At 70.8% G+C, this 22,811-nt stretch carries 18 protein-coding genes and 1 pseudogene; 15 read left to right on the top strand and 4 right to left on the bottom strand.

Annotated features, from left to right (window positions below):
* Positions 1-6: 6 nt before the first annotated feature.
* The 3 genes and pseudogenes from KWI83_RS17150 (at position 7) to KWI83_RS38605 (ending at position 3,112) form a co-directional block, all read left to right on the top strand.
* Positions 7-1,509 (top strand): SulP family inorganic anion transporter, encoded by a 1,503-nt coding sequence (locus tag KWI83_RS17150; RefSeq protein ID WP_218515221.1) that lies wholly within the window; start codon positions 7-9, stop codon positions 1,507-1,509.
* Positions 1,510-2,106: 597 nt separating this feature from the next.
* Positions 2,107-2,421 (top strand): annotated as a pseudogene (locus tag KWI83_RS40295) (recombinase family protein); the annotation flags it as partial.
* A gap of 439 nt (positions 2,422-2,860) precedes the next feature.
* Positions 2,861-3,112, top strand: coding sequence for a hypothetical protein (locus tag KWI83_RS38605; RefSeq protein ID WP_256362370.1), 252 nt, complete (start codon positions 2,861-2,863; stop codon positions 3,110-3,112).
* 18 nt (positions 3,113-3,130) lie between these two features.
* On the opposite strand, the gene mgtE is transcribed toward KWI83_RS38605, so the two are convergent.
* On the bottom strand, positions 3,131-4,498 hold the full coding sequence (gene mgtE / locus KWI83_RS17160) for a magnesium transporter (protein WP_218515223.1): 1,368 nt from the start codon (positions 4,496-4,498) through the stop codon (positions 3,131-3,133).
* A 1,244-nt stretch (positions 4,499-5,742) separates the two neighbouring features.
* Here mgtE and KWI83_RS17165 point away from each other — a divergent pair.
* From KWI83_RS17165 to KWI83_RS17200, 8 genes are all read left to right on the top strand, one after another.
* A complete protein-coding gene (locus KWI83_RS17165) occupies positions 5,743-6,102 on the top strand; it encodes a glycoside hydrolase family 15 protein (protein ID WP_218515224.1) in 360 nt (119 codons plus the stop codon).
* Positions 6,103-6,363: 261 nt separating this feature from the next.
* A complete protein-coding gene (locus KWI83_RS17170) occupies positions 6,364-9,225 on the top strand; it encodes a Na+/H+ antiporter subunit A (RefSeq protein ID WP_218515225.1) in 2,862 nt (953 codons plus the stop codon).
* Positions 9,222-9,653, top strand: a complete 432-nt coding sequence (locus KWI83_RS17175; RefSeq protein WP_218515226.1) for a Na(+)/H(+) antiporter subunit C — start codon at positions 9,222-9,224, stop codon at positions 9,651-9,653. The genes KWI83_RS17170 and KWI83_RS17175 overlap by 4 nt, the downstream gene beginning before the upstream one ends.
* Positions 9,650-11,182, top strand: a complete 1,533-nt coding sequence (locus tag KWI83_RS17180) for a Na+/H+ antiporter subunit D (protein ID WP_218515227.1) — start codon at positions 9,650-9,652, stop codon at positions 11,180-11,182. The genes KWI83_RS17175 and KWI83_RS17180 overlap by 4 nt, the downstream gene beginning before the upstream one ends.
* Complete coding sequence (locus tag KWI83_RS17185) at positions 11,179-11,781, top strand: Na+/H+ antiporter subunit E (RefSeq protein ID WP_308122075.1); 603 nt, start codon at positions 11,179-11,181, stop codon at positions 11,779-11,781. Before KWI83_RS17180 ends, KWI83_RS17185 begins: the two co-directional genes overlap by 4 nt.
* Positions 11,778-12,044, top strand: a complete 267-nt coding sequence (locus tag KWI83_RS17190) for a monovalent cation/H+ antiporter complex subunit F (protein WP_218515228.1) — start codon at positions 11,778-11,780, stop codon at positions 12,042-12,044. Before KWI83_RS17185 ends, KWI83_RS17190 begins: the two co-directional genes overlap by 4 nt.
* A complete protein-coding gene (gene mnhG / locus KWI83_RS17195; RefSeq protein WP_218515229.1) occupies positions 12,041-12,433 on the top strand; it encodes a monovalent cation/H(+) antiporter subunit G in 393 nt (130 codons plus the stop codon). Before KWI83_RS17190 ends, mnhG begins: the two co-directional genes overlap by 4 nt.
* 231 nt (positions 12,434-12,664) lie before the next feature.
* Entirely contained in the window at positions 12,665-14,506 is a 1,842-nt protein-coding gene (locus tag KWI83_RS17200) for a thiamine pyrophosphate-requiring protein (RefSeq protein ID WP_218515230.1), read from the top strand.
* On the opposite strand, the gene KWI83_RS17205 is transcribed toward KWI83_RS17200, so the two are convergent.
* Complete coding sequence (locus KWI83_RS17205) at positions 14,503-17,553, bottom strand: FAD-binding and (Fe-S)-binding domain-containing protein (RefSeq protein ID WP_218515231.1); 3,051 nt, start codon at positions 17,551-17,553, stop codon at positions 14,503-14,505. The genes KWI83_RS17200 and KWI83_RS17205 overlap by 4 nt on opposite strands.
* Before the next feature lie 484 nt (positions 17,554-18,037).
* Here KWI83_RS17205 and KWI83_RS17210 point away from each other — a divergent pair, with 484 nt between their 5' ends.
* From KWI83_RS17210 to KWI83_RS38615, 4 genes are read left to right on the top strand one after another with little or no spacing between them, the layout of a single operon-like run.
* Positions 18,038-19,387: a nodulation protein NfeD gene (locus KWI83_RS17210; protein ID WP_256362371.1), complete on the top strand. Its 1,350-nt coding sequence runs from the start codon at positions 18,038-18,040 to the stop codon at positions 19,385-19,387.
* Complete coding sequence (locus KWI83_RS17215; RefSeq protein ID WP_218515232.1) at positions 19,384-20,169, top strand: slipin family protein; 786 nt, start codon at positions 19,384-19,386, stop codon at positions 20,167-20,169. Before KWI83_RS17210 ends, KWI83_RS17215 begins: the two co-directional genes overlap by 4 nt.
* A 57-nt stretch (positions 20,170-20,226) precedes the next feature.
* The gene (locus tag KWI83_RS17220; RefSeq protein ID WP_218515233.1) at positions 20,227-20,625 is read left to right on the top strand and encodes a hypothetical protein; all 399 of its coding nucleotides are present in this window, start codon (positions 20,227-20,229) and stop codon (positions 20,623-20,625) included.
* A 2-nt stretch (positions 20,626-20,627) separates the two neighbouring features.
* Complete coding sequence (locus KWI83_RS38615; protein ID WP_256362372.1) at positions 20,628-20,861, top strand: universal stress protein; 234 nt, start codon at positions 20,628-20,630, stop codon at positions 20,859-20,861.
* Here the strand turns inward: KWI83_RS38615 and KWI83_RS17230 are convergent.
* Together KWI83_RS17230 and KWI83_RS17235 are read right to left on the bottom strand one after the other, a co-directional pair.
* Entirely contained in the window at positions 20,825-21,358 is a 534-nt protein-coding gene (locus KWI83_RS17230; protein ID WP_218515234.1) for a retropepsin-like aspartic protease, read from the bottom strand. The genes KWI83_RS38615 and KWI83_RS17230 overlap by 37 nt on opposite strands.
* A gap of 314 nt (positions 21,359-21,672) precedes the next feature.
* Positions 21,673-22,728, bottom strand: coding sequence for a glucose 1-dehydrogenase (locus tag KWI83_RS17235; RefSeq protein ID WP_218515235.1), 1,056 nt, complete (start codon positions 22,726-22,728; stop codon positions 21,673-21,675).
* Positions 22,729-22,811 lie beyond the last annotated feature (83 nt).

The raw sequence follows: 22,811 nt of genomic DNA on the forward strand, positions 1-22,811 counted from the left end.
GGTTGCATGTCCTCACTGCTGCCCGCAGCCCCCAGGTTCCGCCTGTCCAAGCCCGACTGGCTCGACTCCCCGAAGGTCTTCCGTACCGAGGTGCTGGCCGGTCTGGTCGTCGCCCTGGCGCTGATCCCCGAGGCGATCTCCTTCTCGATCATCGCCGGGGTCGACCCGGCGGTCGGCCTGTTCGCCTCCTTCACCATGGCCGTGGTGATCTCGGTCGTGGGCGGTCGCAAGGCGATGATCTCCGCCGCGACCGGCGCCATCGCCCTGGTCATCGCCCCGCTCAACCATGAGCACGGACTCGGCTACCTGATCGCCGCCGTCATCCTGGCCGGCGTCTTCCAGGTGATCCTGGGCGCGCTCGGGGTGGCCAAGCTGATGCGGTTCGTGCCGCGCAGCGTCATGGTCGGCTTCGTCAACGCCCTCGCCATCCTCATCTTCATGGCGCAGGTGCCGGAGCTGACGGGCGTGCCGTGGATGGTCTACCCGCTGGTCGTCGGCGGCCTGGCCCTGATGGTGTTCTTCCCGAAGGTCACCACGGTGATCCCGGCCCCGCTGGTCTCCATCGTCATCCTGACCGTGATCACCGTGGCCGCCGGGATCGCGGTGCCGACCGTCGGTGACAAGGGCCAACTGCCGTCCTCGCTGCCCGTGCCAGGCCTGCCGGACGTGCCCTTCACCATGGACACCCTGACCACCATCGCCCCCTACGCGTTCGCCATGGCGCTGGTCGGCCTGATGGAGTCGCTGATGACGGCCAAGCTGGTCGACGACATCACCGACACCCACTCGGGCAAGACCCGCGAGTCTCTCGGCCAGGGCGTCGCCAACATCGTCACCGGCTTCTTCGGCGGGATGGGCGGCTGCGCCATGATCGGCCAGACGATGATCAACGTACGGGTGGCCGGGGCCCGTACGCGCCTGTCGACGTTCCTGTCCGGCGTGTTCCTGATGGTGCTGTGCATCGCCTTCGGCCCGGTCGTCTCCGACATCCCGATGGCCGCTCTGGTCGCCGTCATGATCATGGTGTCGTTCGCGACCTTCGACTGGCACTCCGTCGCCCCGAAGACGCTCAAGCGGATGCCGCTCGGCGAGCTGACCGTCATGGTCGTCACGGTCGCCTGCGTGGTCGCCACCCACAACCTCGCCATCGGCGTCGTGGTGGGCTGCATCACCGCGATGGTGGTCTTCGCCAAGCGCGTCGCCCACATGGTCAACGTCTCCGGCGTCGTCGACCCCGACGGCAACCAGGTCGTCTACGCGGTCACCGGCGAGCTGTTCTTCGCCTCCTCCAACGACCTCGTCTACCAGTTCAACTACAAGGACGACCCGGACGACGTCGTCATAGACCTCTCCGACGCCCACATCTGGGACGCCTCGTCCGTCGCCGCCCTGGACGCGGTCGAGACCAAGTACGCCCAGCGGGGCAAGAAGGTCACCATCATCGGCCTGAACAAACCCAGCGCCGACATGCACGAACGCCTCGCCGGCCAGCTGACCGGCAGCCACTGACCGGACCGGCCGCCCTTCCCCGACCACGGACGTAGCGGGGGAGGGCGGCCTTTCCGCGCGCGGGCCGGGCCGGGACACCGCCCCGACGACCCGGAGCCTGGTCCGCGCCACCTCGATGCCGCTCCTCGGGGGCGAGGTTGCGGCCGCAGCTTCTGCCGGGTGCGGACGAGGTTTCCGTAGTGCTCGATGCGCACGGGACGGGGAGCCTCGATGTGGTAGCGGTCGGCGCTGAACCGCAACAACGTCTCGGGCCGGTGCGGATTGCGGGCCAGGGCGTCGTTCATCTGCGCAAGAAGACGCTCGGCCCGGCCCGCGTGCTTGCCCCGGTAACCGGGATCGCGACTCCGTCGGCTTCTCGAACAGTGTGCTGCGGCCCAGATCCGCCCTCACAGGCCCTCCTCAGCTCACGTCGATCGTCCATCACCCGATCGCTCCAGCAGCTGGCCCGGGCACATGCCACGCATGCATGGTCCGGCCAGCCGGATCCGTACCGCACGGCAGTGCCGAGGGTGTGGAAGAGGCAGGGGTGCGGGCGTCGGGAAAACAGAGCCGCACCCGCGGCGGCAAAGTCGCCCGAAGTGCCACACTCCGCGCTTCATGCCCGTCCCCCAGTTCCGCGCCGAGCTCGAAGTCCGTATCCCCGCCGACCGCGGACCCGGACGGTACGCCCGTTGCAGTACCGCCCAGCAAGAGCTCCAGAGCCGGCTCGACGCCCTGGGAGAGGCGGGCTGTGGTCCCGTCGTCGCGGAGAAGATCAGCACCCGGGGCATGGCCCGGCCGGAGTTCGTCAAGGCGATGGACTTCGCCCGCACCATCAGGAAGGCCGTCCCGCACCAGCGCGTGATGTTCACGGTGCACGAGATGAAGCGCCCGGGCCGCGGCGCCGAGCTGCTGACCATCGCCGAGGACCTGCGCCACCACGACATCCAGCTGGAACTCCTCACCGGCCCCCTCCAGCAGTCCGAGCGCGAGTACATCCGGGAGAAGTCCCTCGAAGGCCAGGCGTCGGCCCGCGAGCGCGGCCGGCACGGCGGTCGGCCCGAAGTCGTCGACGACATGGCCGCCTACGCCCGGTCCTTGCGGGCCAACGGCGTCCCCGTGCCTCAGGTCGCCTGCAAGGTCCTCATCACCTCGGGCCAAGAACAAGGGCGAACACCCCTCGGTCGCCACGGTCTACCGCATTCTCGCCGACGGCGACGACGTCACCGACCCCACGGCCTGAGCAGAGTCCGGGGCCCCTACGACAGCGGTCGGCACCCACCGGGAACCGGGGCGTCAGTGTCGCGCGAGGGCCCACGTGTCGGTGGTACGGTCGCCATGCTGGACCCATCCCAAGCCCCCGGGAGGGGCGATGTTCCTTGCCGCGCTGATCATCCTGGGGTGCGCGGCCCTGGTGGCGGCTGTGGCGACCAGGCCACCTGTCGGCTGGGGCTTCCGCTGGCGTTTCCCTCTGGTGGTCGTCCTGATCGCTGCGGCTGATGCCGGTCTCGTGGTGATGGCCGCCACTCGTTCGGACCGGCAGACCGGCCTGATCTCTCTCCTCGCGGCCGGGTTGCTGGTCTGCGGCACGCAGCGGCGCATGCGCGCCGTTCGCAGGCTCTGACTCCGTTCTGCCGGCTGGTCAGACTCCCAGCACGGCTTTCGCAGTCAGGAAGTAGATGATCAGGCCGGTGGCGTCGACGAGGGTGGTGACCATGGGGGCGGAGACGACGGCCGGGTCGATCCGCAGCCTCTTGGCCAGGAGCGGCATGGTGCCGCCGATGGTTGCCGCCCAGCCACAGATCAATACCAAGGTGATGCCGACTACCAGAGCGATCTTCGCGCTGACGAACACGGTGCCCACCACCAGCCCGAGTACGGCCAGCAGGGAGCCCAGGACCAGGCCCACCCGGCATTCGCGCCAGATCACCTTCAGCAGGTCCGACCCGCGGACCTCGCCGACCGCCAGGGCACGGACGCAGGCGGTGGCGGCCTGGGCGCCGGCGTTGCCGCCGGCGCCGATGAGCATGGGGATGAACAGGGCGAGGGACGCAACTTGCTCCAAAGTGGCCTCGAACGCCTGGGTCACACCGACCGTGAGGGTCGCCGCGATCAGCAGCAGGCTCAGCCACATCGCCCGGTAACGGGCGAGCTGCCAAACGGATGCGGCCATGTAGTGCCCGGCCCACGGCGCGGCACCGGCCTGACGGGCCACGTCCTCGGTGTCGGCGGCCTCGATGACCTCCACGGCATCGTCGATGGTGAACAGCCCGACGAGCCGGTCCTCGCTGTCGACCACGGGCAGGTTCAGGTCGTTGGTCTCCCGCATCAGCCGGGCCGCGGACTCGGCGGAGTCGGTGGCGTACGCGGAGGCCGGCTCGGTGACGACCAGCTTCGAGACCATGGTGTCCGGCGGGTTGAGCACCAGTTCGCGCAGCTCCACGATGCCGGTCAGCCGCCGCCCGGAATCGACCACGGGCAGTGTGTACACCGTCTCCGCGTCCGCTCCCTTCGCCCGTACGGTCCGCAGCGCCTGCTCAACGGTCAGATCCTGCGGCAGCGCCACCACCTCAGGGGTCATGTAGCGGCCGACCGAGCCTTCCGGGTAGCCGAGCAGTGCGGAAGTCATGCGCCGCTCGTTGGGGCTCAGCCCGGCCAGCACCCTCTTGGCGACCTTCGCCGGGGCCTCCTTCAGCATCCTGGCCCGGTCGTCGGGATCCATGCCCTCGATGAGATCCAGGAAGGAGCGGTCCCGCAGCCCTTCCAGGATCTGCTGCTGGTCGACCGGCTCCAGCTCCTCGAACACCGCCAGCGCCCGGTCCTTGTGCAGCAGCCGGAAGGCCACCCCGGCATCGACCGCGTCCATACGCGCCAGCTCATCGGCGATCACATGCGGCGGGTGCGTCTCGAGCCACTCCTGGGCGGCATCCAGCCGGTGCTCCTTGACGACGTCCTGCAATGACTCGGCAAGCTCCGTGCCCGGTTCGGGGGGCAGGTGTGACTGCGGCATGGCACATCCTCAGAGGCGGTGGACATCAGACGACAGGCACGAAGGGCACCGCCGGCACCGCTCTCCCAAAAGCGGAGAAGCGGCCCTACGCGGCGCCGGTATACGAACTAGGAGGCTCGCTGCGCATCACAGCACCACCCCCTGCTCTCAGATCCACTGCCAGCACCCGCTCCACACTGAGGAGAACGCGATCGCAGGATACCGTGCGCCGCCATCGAGAACGGCAGTCCTCCTCACGGCGACCAGAGCCTGTTCGGCCATGGTCGAAGCCTTGCAGGGACCTCAGGCTCAGCCAGTGTTCCGCGAGCCCGCGTCCCATTCCCTGGCCGGCTGGCGCGTAGCCGCGTGCCACGGCGTATAGCGCCTGCCACGGCGTCAGCTCGACCAACCGGCCGCACTCGGCCTGTGCGACGGGGCGTAGTTCGCGCCTTCTTTCCCGAGCCTGCCCGCTCCCGTTTCCCACTGCCCAGTAAGGCCGCCAGGCGGTGCAGGCGAGCCCCGCGGCGACGGACCGGCAGGGGAACGACGGCCGGCCGGAGCGCCACCAACAGCTGGATCCCGATGTAGGCGACTCCGGCGACCGGCAGGATCACGGCGCACCGGGCGGCAAGCCGGCGAACCGGCTCCGGAAGCGGCTGCACGCGTCCAGCGTACGCATCGGATGCCCTGTCCTCGGCGAACGGCCGGCCCGGACGGCAGGCGTCAGCTCCGGTAGTGCCGGCCCTCTTGGGGCAGGCACTGGTGAACCCCTGCCGAGCTGCCGAGCCGTCGACCGGTGACCGCGGAAGGCGGTGGCCACTACGGCGTCCCCTATCGGCGGCCCGTCAGACCGGTTCCGTTCGCATGGAACCATCCCAAAGTCAGGCAGAGGCGGCGCAACCGGCGAAGTGCCCGGTCCTCGCTCAATGAGAGCACGGAGTCCGTCGTGAGCAGGAAGAAGTCACTGTTCGGCCCATGCAGAAGCCTCAGCCTGCACGGGGGTCACGACGACTGGTTTCCCCATCTCGGAACGCGGGGAGTGCGCCCTCCGGCAGGCTGCTCAGGTCGGCCCCAATGGCCACTCCGAGGCGCCCCATGAGCGCCGGCTCGCTGCGGGCGAGCGCACCCTGCAGTCGCGCCCGCAGCTCCGTGTACGGCACAGGTGTGCCAGATCGTTGAGCAGCCATGCCAGGACCAACGAGACGGGCCGAGGATGCGCTGTACGCCGGACGGGCGGAGCTGCGAATGCGCCGCAGGGGACCGGCATGGCGGTGAGCTTCTTGGCGGTGGTGACGCCGGATTCAGCCGCCGCCGAGAAAGAGGGACAACTCGTCGATTCCGTCCTGGGAGCTGGCTGGGTCAGGCGTGTGTGCAGTTTCTGGCTGGTGGACAACCTCACGGGGCAGGGGCACGTCGAGCGGGCAGGCGAGCTGTTCGAGAACCTGTGCTCCCGCACCAACCATCTGGGGCTGTTGCCGGAGCAGATCGATCCCTCGGACGGCACGTTCCTCGGTAACTTTCCGCAGGCCATCAGCCATGTCGGCCTCGTCTCCAGCGCGGTCGCGCTCGCCCGAACCGCCCGCGGGGCGCACCCGGAGCTTTCCACGGGGGCCTGGTTCACCTGACCGGGCCGGCACGCCGACCGCCGTGAGACCGCCGGACCGCCACGGCTGTCCCGCGACGGAGGGACCGGCGGACGGATCCGCTCCCCGCCAGTGCTGCGGCGCGGTCGCGCTCGGAACGGCTGTGCGCCCGTCTGCCACACATTCGGGATTGATTGCCGCGATGCCGGGAACCCATGGCCGTCGATCGGTGTGCAGCCCAGGCCCTAGCTGTGCGGGAGTGCCGCGTGTCGGTGGGCCGGGTTCCAGTAAGGAGTTGGTGCGGTGCTGTTGCTGCTGGCTGCCCATGCGGGGGTCGCGGTGGCGATCCCCTGGTGGCAGCGGCGGCTGGGCCGTGCCGTGTGGGTCGTGGCGGCCCTGGTGCCGCTGGCCGCGGTGGTCTGGGCGTGCACGCGGGCGGCGCGGGTCCTGGACGGCGGGGAGTACGGGGAATCCCTGTCGTGGGCTGCGCCGCTGGGACTGACGGTGCACCTGCGGCTGGACGCCCTGTCCCTGCTGATGCTGTGGATCGTCGCCGGTGTCGGGGCCCTGGTGCTGCTGTACTGCGGGTACTACATCGAGCGGGACGCCGGCCGCCAGGCCGCGCTGCTGCTGGCCTTCGCCGGGGCGATGGCGGGGCTCGTCCTGGCCGACAACCTCTTCGTCCTGTACGTGTTCTGGGAGCTGACCACGATCGCGTCGTTCCTGCTCATCGCCGGGCGCGGGGAAGCGGCGGAGGAGCGGCGCGCCGCCCGGCAGGCGCTGCTGGTGACCGCGGCCGGCGGCCTGGTCATGCTGCTCGGCTTCGTCGTCCTGGGGCAGGCGGCCGGGACCTACCGGGTCTCGGCGATCGTCGCCGATCCCCCCGCAGGCGGGGCGGTGTCCGCGGCGGTGGTACTCGTCCTGGTCGGGGCGTTCGCCAAGTCCGCGCAGATGCCGCTGCACGGCTGGCTGCCCGCGGCCATGGTGGCTCCCACGCCGGTGAGCGCCTATCTGCACGCGGCGGCGATGGTCAAGGCAGGCGTCTACCTGGTGGCCCGACTGGCGCCCGCCCTGGCGGAGGTGGAGCCCTGGCGGCCGATGGTGCTCGCGGTGGGCCTGACCTCGCTGGTGCTGGCCGCGTGGCGGGCGCTGCGCGCGACCGACCTGAAGCTGCTGCTGGCCTACGGCACGATCAGCGAACTGGGCCTGCTCATCGCCCTGCTGGGGGCCGGAACGCGGACCGCCGCGCTGGCCGGGGCGGTGCTGCTGCTCGCGCACGCGGCGTTCAAGTCGGCGCTGTTCCTCACGGTCGGGATCGTGGACCACCAGACGGGGACGCGGGACATCCGGGAACTGTCGGGCCTGTGGCGCCGCATGCCGGTCCTGTGCGCGGTCGCCGTGCTCGCCGCCGCGTCGATGGCCGGTCTTCCGCCGCTGGTCGGCTACCTGGGCAAGGAAGCGTACTTCGAGGCGTTCCTGCACGGCACCCAGCTCGACGGGCACGGACCGCTGACGGTGGTGCTGCTGATCGGCTCCGCGCTGACCGTGGCGTATGCCGCGCGGTTCATGCACGGGGCCTTCGGGGGGCGCCTTGGTGGGGCGGTGAACGCGGCCGAGCGCCCGGAGGCGGGGTTCGTCGCGCCGGTGGCCGTGCTGGCGGTCGCGGGTCTTGCCCTGGGCGTGGGATACGCGGGCACGGCGGCCGTCGTGACCGCCTACGCCGACGTCTATCCGCCCGGCGAGCAGGGGCCGTACGAGCTGTCCTTGTGGCACGGTTTCACGGCCGTGCTGGGCCTGTCGGCGCTGAGCCTGGTGCTGGGCGGTCTGCTGCATCTGGGCAGGCGCTCGCTGCCTGTCACGCGCCGCCTGCCCGACGTGCAGGGCGCCTTCGACCGCACTGTCGCGGCCGTCGACCGGCTGGCCCTGGCCGCGACCCGGCACACGCAGGTCGGCTCGCTGCCGCTCTACCTGACGGTGCTGCTGACGACCGTGGTGGCGGTGCCCGGCGCGGCGCTGGCGGCCGCGGCGCCGGCGCTGGGCTCCCCGCGGCTGTGGTGGTCACCGGCCGAACCGCTGCTGGCCGTGGTGGTGCTGACGGCGGCCGCGGCGGTGGTGGCCACCCGGCACCGGCTGACCGGCATTCTCCTGGCCGGCGCCGTCGGCTACGGGGTGGCCGGAGCGTTCGTGGTGCGGGGCGCGCCGGATCTGGCGCTCACGCAGTTCCTCGTCGAGACCATGACCCTGATCGTGGTGGTGCTGGTGCTGCGCCGGATGCCGGCCCGGTTCAGTCCCGGCCGGACGATGACCCGGGTGCGCCTGGTAAGGGCTGGCGCGGCTGGCGCTGTCGGTGTCCTCGTCATCTGCTTCGCGCTGGTGACGTCCGCCGCGCGTACGGCTCCGGCGATCTCGGCGGGGTACGCGGACCGTATGGCGGAGGCGGGCGCCGACAACATCGTCAACGCGATCCTGGTCGACTTCCGCGCGCTGGACACGCTGGGCGAGATCTCGGTGCTGCTGGTGGCCTCCGTCGGGGTCGTCAGTCTGGTCCGGATCGGTGGCCGCGGTGGGGTGCGGGCTCCTGACGGCGGAGACGGCGGACCCGGCAGCCTGTTCCCGACGGCGCACTGGGACGAGCCGGAGCAGACCTGGCTGTCCGGTGCGGGGGAGCGGCCCGGCGGTGAGCGTTCGATGCTGCTGGAGGTGGCCACCCGGTTGCTGTTCCCCTCGATCCTGGTGCTGTCGCTGTTCCTGCTGTTCTCCGGGCACTACCGTCCCGGCGGCGGGTTCGCCGGCGGCCTGGTGGCGGGTCAGGCGTTCGTACTGCGGTACCTGGTGGGCGGGCGCGCGGATCTCGGGGCCGCCATACGGGTACCGGCGGCTGCGGTCGCGGGCTCGGGGCTGCTGCTCGCCGCCGCCGTAGGGCTGTTCCCGCTGCTCCTCGGCGGCGCGCCCCTGGAGAGCGCGGTGGTGACGCTTCACCCGCCGGTGGTGGGCACGGTGAAGTTCGCGACCAGTCTGTTCTTCGACATCGGTGTCTACCTGCTCGTCGTCGGCGTCGTCCTCAAGTTGCTGTCGGCGGTGGGCGTCTCCCTCGGCCGGGACAAGGCCGGAGCGGACGACGCCCCGGCCACAGCCGGCGACGAGAAGAAAGGCGGGGCGCGGTGAACCAGATCGACGTGACGATGTCCCTGATGGTCGGTGGTCTGTTCGCTGTGGGTTTCTACCTGATGCTGCAGCGGTCGCTGATGCGGATCCTCCTCGGGTTCATCCTCATGGGGCACGGAACCAACCTGCTGCTCCTGGTGGCCGGGGGCTCGCCCGGTCGGCCCCCGGTGCTGGAGGGACAGACCACCGACCCGCCGCGGATCGCCGACCCGTTGCCCCAGGCCATGGCGCTGACGGCGATCGTGATCACGTTCGGTCTCACGGCGTTCCTGGTGGCCCTGGCCTACCGGTCCTGGCGTCTGTCCGGGCACGACGAGGTGCGCGACGACGTGGAGGACCGGCGCATCGGCACCGTGTGGGAACGCGCCGAGGCCGACCCCGTCACGGACCGGACCACGGGCGGAGCCGCGCCGGGGGAAGACCGATGACGGCGGCACTGCTCGCTCTGCCCGTGCTGCTGCCGGCTCTCGGCGCCGGTCTGTCCCTGCTCGGTATGCCGCGCACGGTGGTGCGCGGGCTCAGCACCGGCGTCCTCGCGGCAGTCGTCGCCTGCGGCGCGGCGCTCCTGGTGCTGGCCGACCGGCGCGGCCCCCAGGCCCTGCAGGTCGGCGACTGGCCCGCGCCCCTGGGCATCACCCTGGTGGCCGACCGGCTGTCGGCCCTGCTGCTCACCGTGTCGGCGCTGGTGGCGCTGGCGGTGCTGGTCTTCGCCATCGGCCAGGGCACCGCCGAGGACCGCCGCCGCTCGGCGGCGGTCTTCCACCCCGCCTACCTGCTGCTCGTCACGGGCGTGAGCCTGGCCTACCTCACCGGGGACCTGTTCAACCTCTTCGTCGCCTTCGAGGTGATGCTCGCCGCCTCCTACGTGCTGATCACGCTGGACGCGGACGAGAACCGCACCCGTGCGGGGATGACGTACACGATCGTCAGCCTGACGTCGTCGCTGCTGTTCCTGTCCCTGGTCGCCCTGGTGTACGCGGCGACCGGCACCGTCACCCTGGCACAACTGGGACCACGGCTGGCGGAACTGCCGGACGGCCTGCGCTCGGCCCTGGCCCTGCTGCTCCTGGCCGTCCTCGGCATCAAGGCGGCGATCGTCCCGCTGCACTTCTGGCTGCCCGACAGTTATCCCACCGCGCCCGCTCCGATCACGGCCGTGTTCGCCGCCCTGCTGACCAAGGTCGGCGTGTACGCCCTGCTGCGCACCCAGACGCTGCTCTTCCCCCGCACCGGTGTGTGGACGCTGCTCGCCTGCGCGGCGATCATCACCATGATCGTGGGCATCCTCGGTGCCATCGCCCAGGACGACCTCAACCGGCTGCTGTCCTTCACCCTCGTCAGCCACATCGGCTTCATGCTGTTCGGCCTCGCCCTGTTCGACACCCGCGGGCTGACCGGCACCATCCTGTACGTCGTCCACCACATCGTCGTCCAGGCGGCCCTGTTCCTCGTCGCCGGTCTCGCCGTGCGCCGAGCGGGCACCGCCGCACTGCACCGCATGGCGAAGCGGCCGCCTCCCGGCGCGCTGGTCGTCGTGCTGTTCGCCGTCCCGGCTCTGAGCCTGTCCGGCATCCCGCCGTTCTCCGGCTTCGTGGCCAAGCTGGCCCTGCTGCAGGCGGGCGTCGCGCAGGGCGGGCCGACGGCGTACAGCCTCGCCGCGGCCGCCCTGCTCACCAGCCTGCTGACGCTCTACGCCATGACCCGCGTCGGGACGTCGGCGTTCATGGGACGGCCACCGGACCCCGGGAAGGCCCGTCCCCCGAGGCCACCGGACGCCCGGCGTGCCCGTCCGCGCGGGACCCGGCTCATGCTCGCCGCCACGGCCGGTATGACCGCGACCGGGGTCGCGGTCGCAGTCTGCGCCGGCCCGCTCGCCCGTCTCAGCCAGCAGGCCGCCGACGACCTGCTGCAACCGCGCGCCTACCGGTCGGCCGTCCTGGGGGAGGGAAACCCGTGATCCGTTCCCTGATCCGTCCGGAACGGGCCCGCCGGGGCGTGCGTCACCTGCCGATGATCGCCTGGCTGTGGATCCTGTGGGTCCTGCTGTGGGGATCCACCGGCGCGGTAGTCCTCATCGGTGGCCTGCTCGTCGCCGTCGGGGTGGTCCTGGCCTTCCCGCTGCCCGCCGTCCTGCCCGGAGCCGTACCCAGGCCGCTGCGCACCGTACGAGCGCTGGTCCATCTGCTCACGGACCTCGTCGGGTCGGGGGCCATCGTCGCCTGGCAGGTCGTCCGCCACGGCAGGAATACCTCCTCGGCGATCATCGAAGTCCCCTTGCACGTCGACAGCGACCTGCTGATCACAGCCGTCGCCGAACTCACCACCATGACCCCCGGAACCCTCGTGGCGGAGATCGACCGGCGCCGCAAACGCCTGTACGTGCACGCGCTGCCGATCCGCGACCTGCACGACATCACCCATCGGCGGGACCAAGTACAGGCCGCGGAGGGCCGGGTCGCACGCGCCGTCGGCCACCGCCACAGCGCCGACCAACTCGGACCGGAAGCAGGTCCTCCGGGCACCACCCCGCGACGCATCCGAAGGAGGAAACCATGATCATCGTCTACGGCGCCACGCTGGCCATGATCGCGGTGGCCGGCCTGCTCACCCTGCTGCGTCTCGTCCGCGGCCCGCTTGCCCTCGACCGCATCATGGCGCTCGACGTCCTCGTCACCATGGCCATCGCCGCGATCGCCGTGGGCATGACGGTACGCGAGGACACCACCGCCATCCCCGTGGTCGTCGTTCTCGCCCTACTGGCCTTCATCGGGTCGGTGACGGCAGCCCACCTGATCGAGAAACGGGAAGGCATGCGATGACAACCGCGCGTGACGTGTTCACCGCCGTCCTGTTCCTCACCGGCGCGGTCTTCTGCCTGCTCGGCGCCCTCGGCCTGCTCCGCTTCCCGGACACCGCGAGCCGTCTCCACGCCGCCGCCAAGGCCCAGACTCTCGGCCTGCTGCTCACCTTGGCCGGAGCGGCCGCGCAGGCGCCCGCGCGCCATGCCCCCGTCCTGCTGCTCGTCGCCCTCTTCCAGCTGCTCACCGCCCCGATCACCAGCCAGATCATCGGCCGTACCGCCTACCGCACCCACGGCCTCGACCACGACCTGCTGTTCCGCGACGAACTCGCGGACCGCCTCGCGCGCGAGGGCACCCCCCTCCACGAACACGACCGGCCGGAGCGCGATGAGGACTCCGAACGCTGAACGCGCCTGTGCGAGCTCACGGTCGTCGACGGGCCGTCCGACGAGCCGGCGGACATCCGGGTCTCAGCCGCCTGCGGCACGAGCGGGGCGCCGCCTGGAGGACCCGTGGCAACGGCGGACGGGTGCGGTGACGTTTGCGCCGGTCGCCGGGAGGTAACCCGTCAGGCCCCCAGGGTGGCTGCGCCCGGCGGAGCAGATGTGCATCAGGGGAGGCGGAAGGGGCGATGGCGCATGAAGGTGTCCGACTACATCCTCCAGCGGTTGCGCGAGTGGGAGGTCGACCACGTCTTCGCCTATGCCGGCGACGGCATCAACGGTCTGCTGGCGGCATGGGGACGCGCCGACAACCACCCCAGGTTCGTTCAGTCCCGGCATGAGGAGATGTCCGCCTTCCAGGCCGTGGGGTACGCGAAGTTCTCCGGCAAGGTGGGTGTCTGCGCGGCGACCTCGGGCCCGGGCGCGATCCACCTGCTCAACGGCCTGTACGACGCGAAACTCGACCATGTCCCCGTGGTCGCGCTGGTCGGACAGACCAACCGGAGCGCGATGGGCGGCTCGTACCAGCAGGAGGTCGACCTGCAGAACCTGTACAAGGACGTGGCCTCGGAGTTCTGCGAGACGGCGATGGTGCCGGAGCAGCTTCCGAACCTCATCGACCGGGCGATGCGCACCGCGTACGCCAAGCGCACCGTCACAGCGATCATCATCCCCGCCGACGTACAGGAACTGGACTACAGCCCGCCGACGCACGCCTTCAAGATGGTGCCCTCCAGCATGGGGCTCAGCCACTACGCCCCGGTGCCCGCCGACACGGACATCGCGCAGGCCGCCGACGTCCTCAACGCCGGTGAGAAGGTGGCCGTCCTCATCGGCCAGGGCGCCCGCGGGGCCCGCGCCGAGGTGGAGGAGCTGGCGGACATCCTCGGCGCCGGTGTCGCCAAGGCACTGCTGGGCAAGGACGTCCTCCCCGACGACCTGCCCTACGTCACCGGCGCCATCGGCCTGCTCGGCACCCGCCCCTCGTACGAGCTGATGCGGGACTGCGACACCCTGCTCATGATCGGCTCCAGCTTCCCGTACACGCAGTTCATGCCGGAGCTGGACCAGGCCCGGGCGGTGCAGATCGACATCGACCCGCACATGATCGGCCTGCGGTACCCCTTCGAGGTCAACCTCGTCGGCGACGCCCGCGAGACACTGCGCCGACTGCTGCCGCACCTGCGCCGCAAGGACAACCGCGCCTGGCGCGAGAAGATCGAGAAGAACGTCGCCCGCTGGTGGGAGGTCATGCAGCGCCGCGCCGCCGTCGACGCCGACCCGATCAACCCGGAGTACGTGGTGCACGCCCTGGACGGCAGGCTCCCCGACGACGCCATCATCAGCGCCGACTCCGGTTCGGCCGCCAACTGGTACGCCCGTCACCTGCGGCTGCGCGGCCGGATGCGCGGCTCCCTGTCGGGCACGCTGGCCACGATGGGGCCGGGTGTGCCGTATGCGATCGGCGCGAAGTTCGCCCACCCGGATCGTCCAGCCATCGCCCTCGTCGGCGACGGTGCCATGCAGATGAACGGGATGATGGAAATGGTCACGGCCGCCAAGTACTGGCCGCAGTGGCCCGACCCGCGTCTCATCGTGGCCGTCCTCAACAACCACGACCTCAACCAGGTCACCTGGGAGATGCGAGCGATGGAGGGCGCGCCCCAGTTCGAGGAGTCGCAAGCCATCCCCGACCTGCCGTACGCGGAGATCGCGCAGCGCATCGGGCTGGAGGGGGTCCGGGTGGAGAAGCCCGAGCAGGTCGAGACGGCCTGGGACCGGGCGCTTTCGGCCGACCGGCCCTTCGTCATCGACTTCCGCACCGACCCGGCCGTGCCGCCCATCCCGCCGCACGCGGAGCTGGACCAGATAGAGGCCGCCGCCGCGGCGATTCTCCGGGGCGACAGCGACCGCGGCTCCATGATCAAGCAGGGAGTCAAGGCCAAGGTGCAGGAGATGCTCCCCGGCACTCGGCACCGGGAGGACCGGCCCGGCGCCGGCCCCGACGACAGCGCCGGTGGGAAACCGGGACCCTAACTGCGTCCCTGGAGCCGCTTGCGGAGCAGCAGAGCCATAGTCAGTGCCCCGACCGCCGCACCTCCCGCCGCGGCCGGTCGCAGCAGAGCACGTGGACCAGGGCGTGACGGGCGCTCGGGCTCGGTGCTTCCTCCCCGGAGCGCGGCGGCCAGGACCTCGGCCAGGTGCAGAGGGCGGCGCCCGGTGCCGGCCTGTTCGACCTGCGTGCGGCAGCTGAAGCCGTCCGCCAGGATCAGTGTCGTCGCGTCCGCGTCCCGTACGGCCGGAAGCAGTCCCGCTTCCGCGCACGCCATGGAGACGTCGTAGTGGCCCTTCTCGAAGCCGAAGTTGCCGGCCAGCCCGCAGCAGCCCTCGTCCAGTACGTCGGCGGTGACGCCCGCGCGTTTCAGCAGCTCGCGGTCGGCGTCGAAGCCCATCACGGCGTACTGGTGGCAGTGGCGTTGGACCAGCGCGCGGGCGTCGACGGCGGGCGGGTCCCAGTCCTCGGCGCGTTCCACGAGCAGCTCGGCCAGGGTCCGGGTCTGCTCCCGCAGACGTTCGATGTCCGGGTCGTTCGGGAGGAGTTCCGGGGCGTCGGCGCGGAAGACGGCGGTGCAGCTGGGTTCCAGTCCCACCACGGGTGTGCCCCGGCGCAGGTCCTCGCGCAGTACGTCGATGGTGTGCGCGAGGACGCGTTTGGCGACGTTCAGCTGGCCTGTGGAGATCCAGGTCAGTGCGCAACACACCGCCGCCCGGGGCACCTTGACGCGGAAGCCCGCGGCCTCCAGGACCTCGACGGCGGCCTTGCCGATCGCGGGGTGGAAGTGGTCGGTGAAGGTGTCGGGCCACACCACGACCTCGCCGCGGTGTCCGTCGCCGCGCGGTCCGTCCCGCTCGCGCCACCAGTCGGTGAAGCGCTGCTCGGCGAAGAGGGGCAGGTCCCGTTCGGGGGCGATGCCGCCGAGGACCTTCGCCACGCGGGTCACCCAGGGCAGGGAGGTCAGTGCGTTGACCGTGCGGGGGGCCAGCGCGGCGACACGGGCGGCGGCGGGCAGCCAGCCCATCGAGTAGTGGGCGCGGGGGCGCAGCCGCCCCGCGTAGTGGTGGTGCAGGAACTCGGCCTTGTAGGTGGCCATGTCGACGTTGACGGGGCAGTCCGTCTTGCAGCCCTTGCAGGCCAGGCAGAGATCGAGGGCGTCGTGCACCTCGCGGGAGCGCCAGTCGGAGGGGACGGGTGAGTCGTTGCGGACCATCTCGAACAGCAGACGTGCCCGGCCGCGCGTGGAGTGTTCCTCCTCGCGGGTGGCGCGGTAGCTGGGGCACATCACACCGCCCTCCAGGGACCGGCACTTGCCGACGCCGACGCAGCGGGCGGCGGCCCGGCTGAACTTGCCGTCGTCGTGCGGATAGGCGAAGGCGGTGTCCGGCTTCCAGGGACGGTAGTCCGCCCCCAGGCGCAGGTTCTCGTCCAAGCGGTAGGGCCGTACGACCTTGCCGGGGTTCATGCGGTCGCCCGGGTCGAACAGTCCCTTCAGCCGCTGGAACCCCTCGACCAGCTCGGGCCCGAACATCTTCACCAGCAGCTCGCCCCGCGCCTGCCCGTCGCCGTGCTCGCCGGACAGCGACCCGCCGTAGGCGACGACCAGGTCGGCGGCCTTCTCCACGAAGGCCCTCATCCGGGCCACGCCCTCCTCGGACTCCAGGTCGAAGGGGATGCGGGTGTGGACGCAGCCGTGACCGAAGTGGCCGTACACCGAGGGCTGCCCGTAGCCGAACTCCTCGTACATCTGCTTCAGGTCGCGCAGGTAGTCACCGAGGCGCTCGACCGGAACGGCCGAGTCCTCCCAGCCCTCCCATGTGTCGGGCTCCCCCGGGACGTGGGCCGTCGCCCCCAGACCGGACTCACGCACCAGCCACAGCTCGCGCATCTGCTGCTCGTCGTCGTACCAGGTGTGGTCGGCCGCGCCCGGTGCCGCCTCGATCAGCGCCCTGGTCCTCTCCCGCACCTGCTCACGGGTGTCACCGTGGAACTGGACCATCAGGTACGCCTGTCCGTCGGGAAGCTTCGCCAGGGCCTCGGGGTTGAGGTCCTTCTTGCGCTGGTAGTGGACCAGCCGGCGGTCCACGCCCTCCAAAGCCAGCGGCTTGTGTTCCAGGACGGCCGGTACGTGGTCGGCGGCCTCGCAGATGTCCCGGTAGCCGAGGACCACCAGTGAGCGGTGCGGGGGCACGGGCACCAGCTCCAGTTCGGCGCGCAGAACGGTGACGAGCGTGGACTCCGAACCGGTCAGCAACCCGGCCACGTCGAAGCCGTGCTCGGGCAGGAGCGAGTCGAGGTTGTAGCCGGACACCCGGCGGGGGATGTCGGGGAAGCGTTCCCGGACGAGGTCGGCGTACCGGTCCCGCAGGGCCGCCATCCCCCGGTACAGCTCGGCCTGCCGGCCCTCGCCGGACATCAGCCGCTCCAGTTCGCCCGTCTCGGTCCGGCCGACCCACATGCGGACCCCGTCGTAGGTCAGCACCTGAAGGCGGTGCAGGTTGTCGACGACCTTGCCGTACGCCTGGGCCGTCGAGCCGCACGAGTTGTTGCCGATCATTCCGCCGATGGTGCAGTTCGGGTGGGTGGCGGGCCTCGGCCCGTACTGCAGGCCGTACTCGGCGAGCTGCCGGTTCAGATCGTCCAGCACGATCCCCGGCTCGACGACGCACCGCCGCCTCTCGGCGTCCACCGACACCAGCCGGTTGCAGTACTTGCTCCAGTCCACAACGACGGCGGTGTTGCAGCACTCTCCGGCCAGGCTGGTGCCGCCGCCCCGGGACAGCAAGGGGGCGCCGTGCTCCCGGCAGACCGCCACGGCCTCCTCGGCCGCTTCAATGGTGCGCGGGATCACGACCCCGATGGGCACCTGCCGGTAGTTGGAGGCGTCCGTCGAATACGCCCCACGTGTGCCCGCGTCGAAACGGACCTCGCCGTCGACGCGGGCCTGCAGGTTCCGTCGCAGTGTTTCGGCATCCACTTCTGCCGAGGTCCGGCGGACAACGGGCGGGGGTAGATCGACCGGGTTCATACACTGCCTTCCACTCACGGATACCTGACCGGGCGTCACAGGGCCGACGGTCGATGCCGCCCCCCGTCAGGGCTTTCTGCCCCCGCCGACGCCTGCGGCTTGCGGCCGGCAGCCCGGGCGATGTGCCGGGCGCCACGGATACGGCCTCGAAGGCGGTCTTCCCGGTCCATCGAACCCGGTCACCCATCGAACCCGGTCACCCGGTTTCCTCAGCGTCACCCGGGACGCCGCGCCGTGCACCCCGAGGACAAGCGGCGCCAACCACCGGGCCCGGGTAACCCTGCCGTCTCAGCGGCAAACCGGTTCGGCGTTGTTCGGCACGCTCTCTCCCAGTTGCCTGGGCTCGGCAACGAGCCACGGTGCTGTGCGATGGCCGATCCCATCACCCTCTTACGCCTCACGTGTCGCCCGGCGGGTACTCGTGTACGGCCTTGACCGGAGGTCCGCGTTCCGTGAAACGGCGTGCAGGGAGGGAGTGGATGCGATGATCGGCTGCGGCCCTCGCGCGATGGCCGGGATGTTCGCCCGGGCGCTCCTGGTCGCTCTGGCGTGCGTGCTCGGGCTGCCCGCCGCCGGTGCGGCGCAGGAGTCGCGTGTCCTGGTGACGCGGGTGGACGGCACGATCACGCCGGTCATCGCGGACCACCTTCAGGAGGGGCTGCGCACCGCGGAACGGGGCGGCTACGCCGCGTACGTGGTGGAGATCGACACACCGGGCGGTCTGCTGGTGTCCACCAGGGAGATCGTGCAGGACTTCCTGTCCTCGCCGGTGCCGGTCATCGCCTATGTCACGCCCGCGGGTGCGAGGGCGGCGTCGGCCGGTGCCTACATCACGATGTCCGCGCACGTCGCCGCGATGGCACCCGGCACGCACATCGGCGCGGCGACACCGGTGACCGGGCAGGGGGAGGAGGCGAGCGACAAGGTGGTCAACGACTCGGCCGCGTTCGCCGTGTCGATCGCCGAGCGCCGCGACCGCAACACCGAGCTCGCCGAGAGCATGGTGCGTGAAGGGACATCGGTCGCCGACCGGGAGGCCCTGCGGGACAACGTCGTCGACCTCGTGTCGCCCTCCAGAAGTTCGCTGCTCGACGAGGTGGACGGACGCACGGTCGTCGTGGGACCGCAGGACGCCGCCCGTGAGGTCGTGCTGCACACCGCGGACGCCCGGGTGGTCGAGCACGACCTGGGGTTCTTCGGCAACCTGCGGCAGTGGCTGGCCAGCCCGGAACTGGCGTTCTTGTTCCTGTCCATCGGAACCCTCGCCGTCCTCTACGAGCTGGCCGCACCGGGCATCGGCTTCGCCGGCGTTCTCGGCGGCATCCTGCTGGTGCTGGGTTTCGTGGCGTTGAGTGTGCTGCCGTTCAACGTCGGCGGGCTGCTGCTGCTCCTGCTGGCCGCCGGACTGTTCCTCGGCGAAGTCCTCACGCCGGGAGTCGGCGTGTTCGCCGCAGGGGGGACCGCTTCGCTGGTGATGGCCGGGATCCTGCTGTTCCGGGGAGAGCTCCGCGTCGATCCCGCGGTGCTGTGGCCCACCGCCCTCGTCGTCGGAGGTGGAGCGCTCATCGCGGGCCGCCTCGCCTGGCGGGCACGCCGCGCCCCCACCCTGGGCGGCAAGGACGCCCTGGTGGGACAGGAGGCAGTGGTCACGCGCACCGAGGGCGGTGCCGGTCAGGTCCTGCTCGACGGAGCGTGGTGGACGGTACGCGGACGCCACGGCCCGGTGGGAGAGGGAAGCCGCGTGCGCGTGGTGGCCCGCGAGGGACTCGACCTCATCGTCGAAGACGCACCCAGCCCCGGCGAGGACCGGGGGCCCACGGAGGAGGAACCATGAACGGCGCACTGACCGGCATCATCGTCGCGGCGGCCGTCGCGCTGCTGCTCCTGCTCATGGCCGTCAAGATCGTCCCCGAGTACGAACGCGGAGTGATCTTCCGCCTCGGACGCATCATCGGAGCCAAGGGGCCCGGCCTCTTCGTGATCATTCCCTTCGTCGACCGCATGGTCCGTGTGTCTTTGCGGACGGTCACGATGGACATCCCGCCGCAGGACATCATCACCAAGGACAACGTCACCGTACGGGTCAACGCCGTGACCTACTTCAACGTCGTCGACCCCAACCGCTCGGTGGTCGCCATCGAGGACCACATCAAGGGGACCTCGCAGGTCGCCCAGACCACCCTGCGCAGCATCCTCGGCCAGATCGACCTGGACGAACTGCTGGTCAACCGGGACGAGATCAACCAGAGGCTGCAGCAGATCATCGACCGCGTCACCAACCCGTGGGGCGTCAAGGTCACCCTCGTCGAGGTCAAGGACGTCGAACTGCCGCAGCCCATGCGCCGTGCCATGGCCCGCCAGGCGGAGGCCGAGCGCGACCGACGGGCCAAGGTCATCCACGCCAAGGGCGAGTACGAGGCCGCCGAGACCCTGGCCGACGCCGCCGACCGTCTCGAAGGCCATCCCGCCGCACTCCACCTGCGGATCCTGTCCACCATGGCCGAGATCACCAGTGAACGGAACTCCACCCTCATCTTCCCGCTCCCCATGGAGGTGCTGCGCCTCGTCGACACGCTCCGCCCGTCCGACACGACCGCCGCCGTGACGAAGTCATGACCACGCCCCCTGGGGCTCCTCCGGCTTCGTCATGCGCTGAACACCGAGGTGACCGACATGAGTTCCGCGATGAACGAAAACCACGCGTTCGCTCGGATCGAACGACGTCTGGCCCGTGAGGATCCCGAACTGGTCCGGCGCCTCAGCGCCATCAACAGCCAGTTCCCCGACATGGTGGACGAACGGGTCACGGCAACCGAGGAGCGGCTCATGGACCACACCGAGGAGCGGCTCACTCAAGACGGCCTTGCCACAGACCGGGCCGCCGAGGAGCACCTCGCCGAGCAGTCCGAAGACGGCGGCCCCAGGCGCTCATGGACTGCCGTGATCGCCGTGGTGCTGGTCGCTGTGGCCGTCCTCGGACTGCTGCTCACCGCGATCCTGTCGGCACCCGGCGGCAAGCAGGAGCCGTTGCAGCCACACGGGCTCGCTCCTCCTCCTGCGGCCTCTGACTGACCTTGGGCGACCCGGCCGGAACACTGGTCAAACGCTCTGAGGAGGCTTCGCTCGTGGTGCTGGGGCATCGCGGCGGTGCCGGGTTCCCGCGCCTGCCCCTGGGGTCGGTGAGCCTGCACGTGGCAACGCACGCCGAGTGCCCTGTGCTGACTGTCCACGGTCACCCTCGCCCGGTCGTGAAACGCCTCCAGACGCTCTCTCACCGCGCGGGGAGCAGCAGGGCTTCATTGGTGTAGTCGATGGTGATGCGCCCGAAGCCGCTGAGGACGTCCGAGCCGAGCAGGCCCTCGATCGGCTGGCCGAGCAGGCCCTCGATCGGCTGGGTCTGTGACGATTCCGGCATGTCGATGACGGCGGCGTCGGTTGCCTCGAGGGTGACCTCCCCGGCCCTCCAGTCGCGCATCTCGACCACGGGCGCGCGGTCCGTGCCGATGACTCCGCTGATGGGCCGCCGTTCCCCTGTTCTGGGCAGATTCAGCTCGCGGGCGACATCGTCGTCGACGACACTGGCGGAGGCGCCGGTGTCCAGCACGAAGGTGAAGGGCCCCTCGCCTTCGATGGTGATGGGCACCAGGGCCATGGTCTGCCCGCCGCGTTCGACGACCGTGATAGGGACCCGACGGGTATCGGTTGCTTCCGGCGACTGTGCAGTGGAATCCGTCGGGGCGTCGGCGCATCCCGCCACGAGTGCGGTTGCGAGGCCGAGCGCCGCACAGCCTGCGGTGAGACCCATGAGAAAAGGCATGGCGCCGCCCTTCGGCTCGCGCTGATTGCCTGCCCCGGTTCCCCGCCCGTCCCCAGACCAAACGTTGCGCCGCAGGAGGCCGGGCATGCGGTGGTAGGCGGAAGGCAACGAGGTCCGTGGTTCGGGCGTCAAGGTGTGGCAGGCGGGAGTGAGCCCGCCGGATGCCTGCTGGACGTGCCCGTCATCACGGGCCGAGGAGCTCCAGCAGGTAGCGACACCCGCGCGGAGGGGACCGGCGTGGTCGCAGTGGCGCCGGTGCGGGCCGTTCGATCGCAGGCACGTCTCCCCCCGTGTGCCGCTGCTCAGGTGTGCCCGAGTTCGAGCACGGTCTTGATGTCGTCGCGCTCTCGTTCGTAGGCGGCGCGAAAGCGGGTCAGTGGCACCCTGCGGGTGATGAGCCGGTCGAGCCAGTCCTGGTCCGCCGCGGCGAGTACCGTGGCGGCTTGGGTGTAGTGGTCCCGGTTGGCGTTGACCGACCCGATCACCGCGGCGTTGTCCATGACCATGGTGCGGTTGAGGTGCCCCGCGTCCACCTCCAGGGTCCGCCCGACCGGGGAGACACCGGTCAGGCACAGCACGCCGTAGGGCCCGATGGCGGCCATGGCCCCGAACGCCACGGCGGCGGCTCCGGTCGCCTCGATCACGATGTCCGGCCGTATCGTCTCCATGGTCTGGTCGATCCCGTCGCTGTGGTAGTGCGCGCCGAGGGTTCGTACGAGGCTCGGTTTGGGACCACTCGTGACGCGGTCCAGGACGTGGACGTCCAGGCCCCGCTGCACGCCTACCAGTGCCGCCAGAAGCCCAATGGGGCCGGCGCCGGTGACGAGCACCGACCGCGGATCGGCCCAGGAGCGGGCCTGGACGTGCGTGATCTGCTCCCACGCTTTGGTCACCACGCTGGTGGGCTCCAGCAGCACACCCACCCGCGCAAGTCCGGGGTCCAGGCGCACCGCGTAGTCGGCCTCCACGGTCCACAGGGTGGCCGCGAATCCGTCGAGACCCTTGATGCCCCGCTCGGTGTAGCGGCCGTTGCGGCACATGTCGAAGTGGCCGCGGGCGCAGGCTCCGCAGGGCAGCGGATCGGGGCGGCGGACCACCCCGGTCACCAGGTGGCCGGGCTGGAAGCCGGAGCCGGAGGGGGCCTGCCGGACCCGGCCGAGGGATTCGTGGCCGATCACGAAACGGTCCCGGCCTGGCGGCGGGCGGCCGTGCGTCCCGTCGATGATCTCGATGTCGGTACCGCACACCCCCACTGCTGTCGCCTCCACCAGGAGTTCACCGGGGCCGGGGCTGGGGTCGGGGAGGGGGTCGAGGCGGAGTGAGTCGTGGTGTCCGGGGGCGACTGTGAGCGCGTCCATGCCTGTCGTGAGTACCCGGGAGCATCGGGCGGATACACCGAATCTCGCCTGCGTGCCGAGGGGCGATGCCGCAGGCCCAGGCA

It is taken from the genome of Streptomyces sp. TRM70350 (assembly GCF_019219825.1).
Taxonomy (GTDB): domain Bacteria; phylum Actinomycetota; class Actinomycetes; order Streptomycetales; family Streptomycetaceae; genus Streptomyces.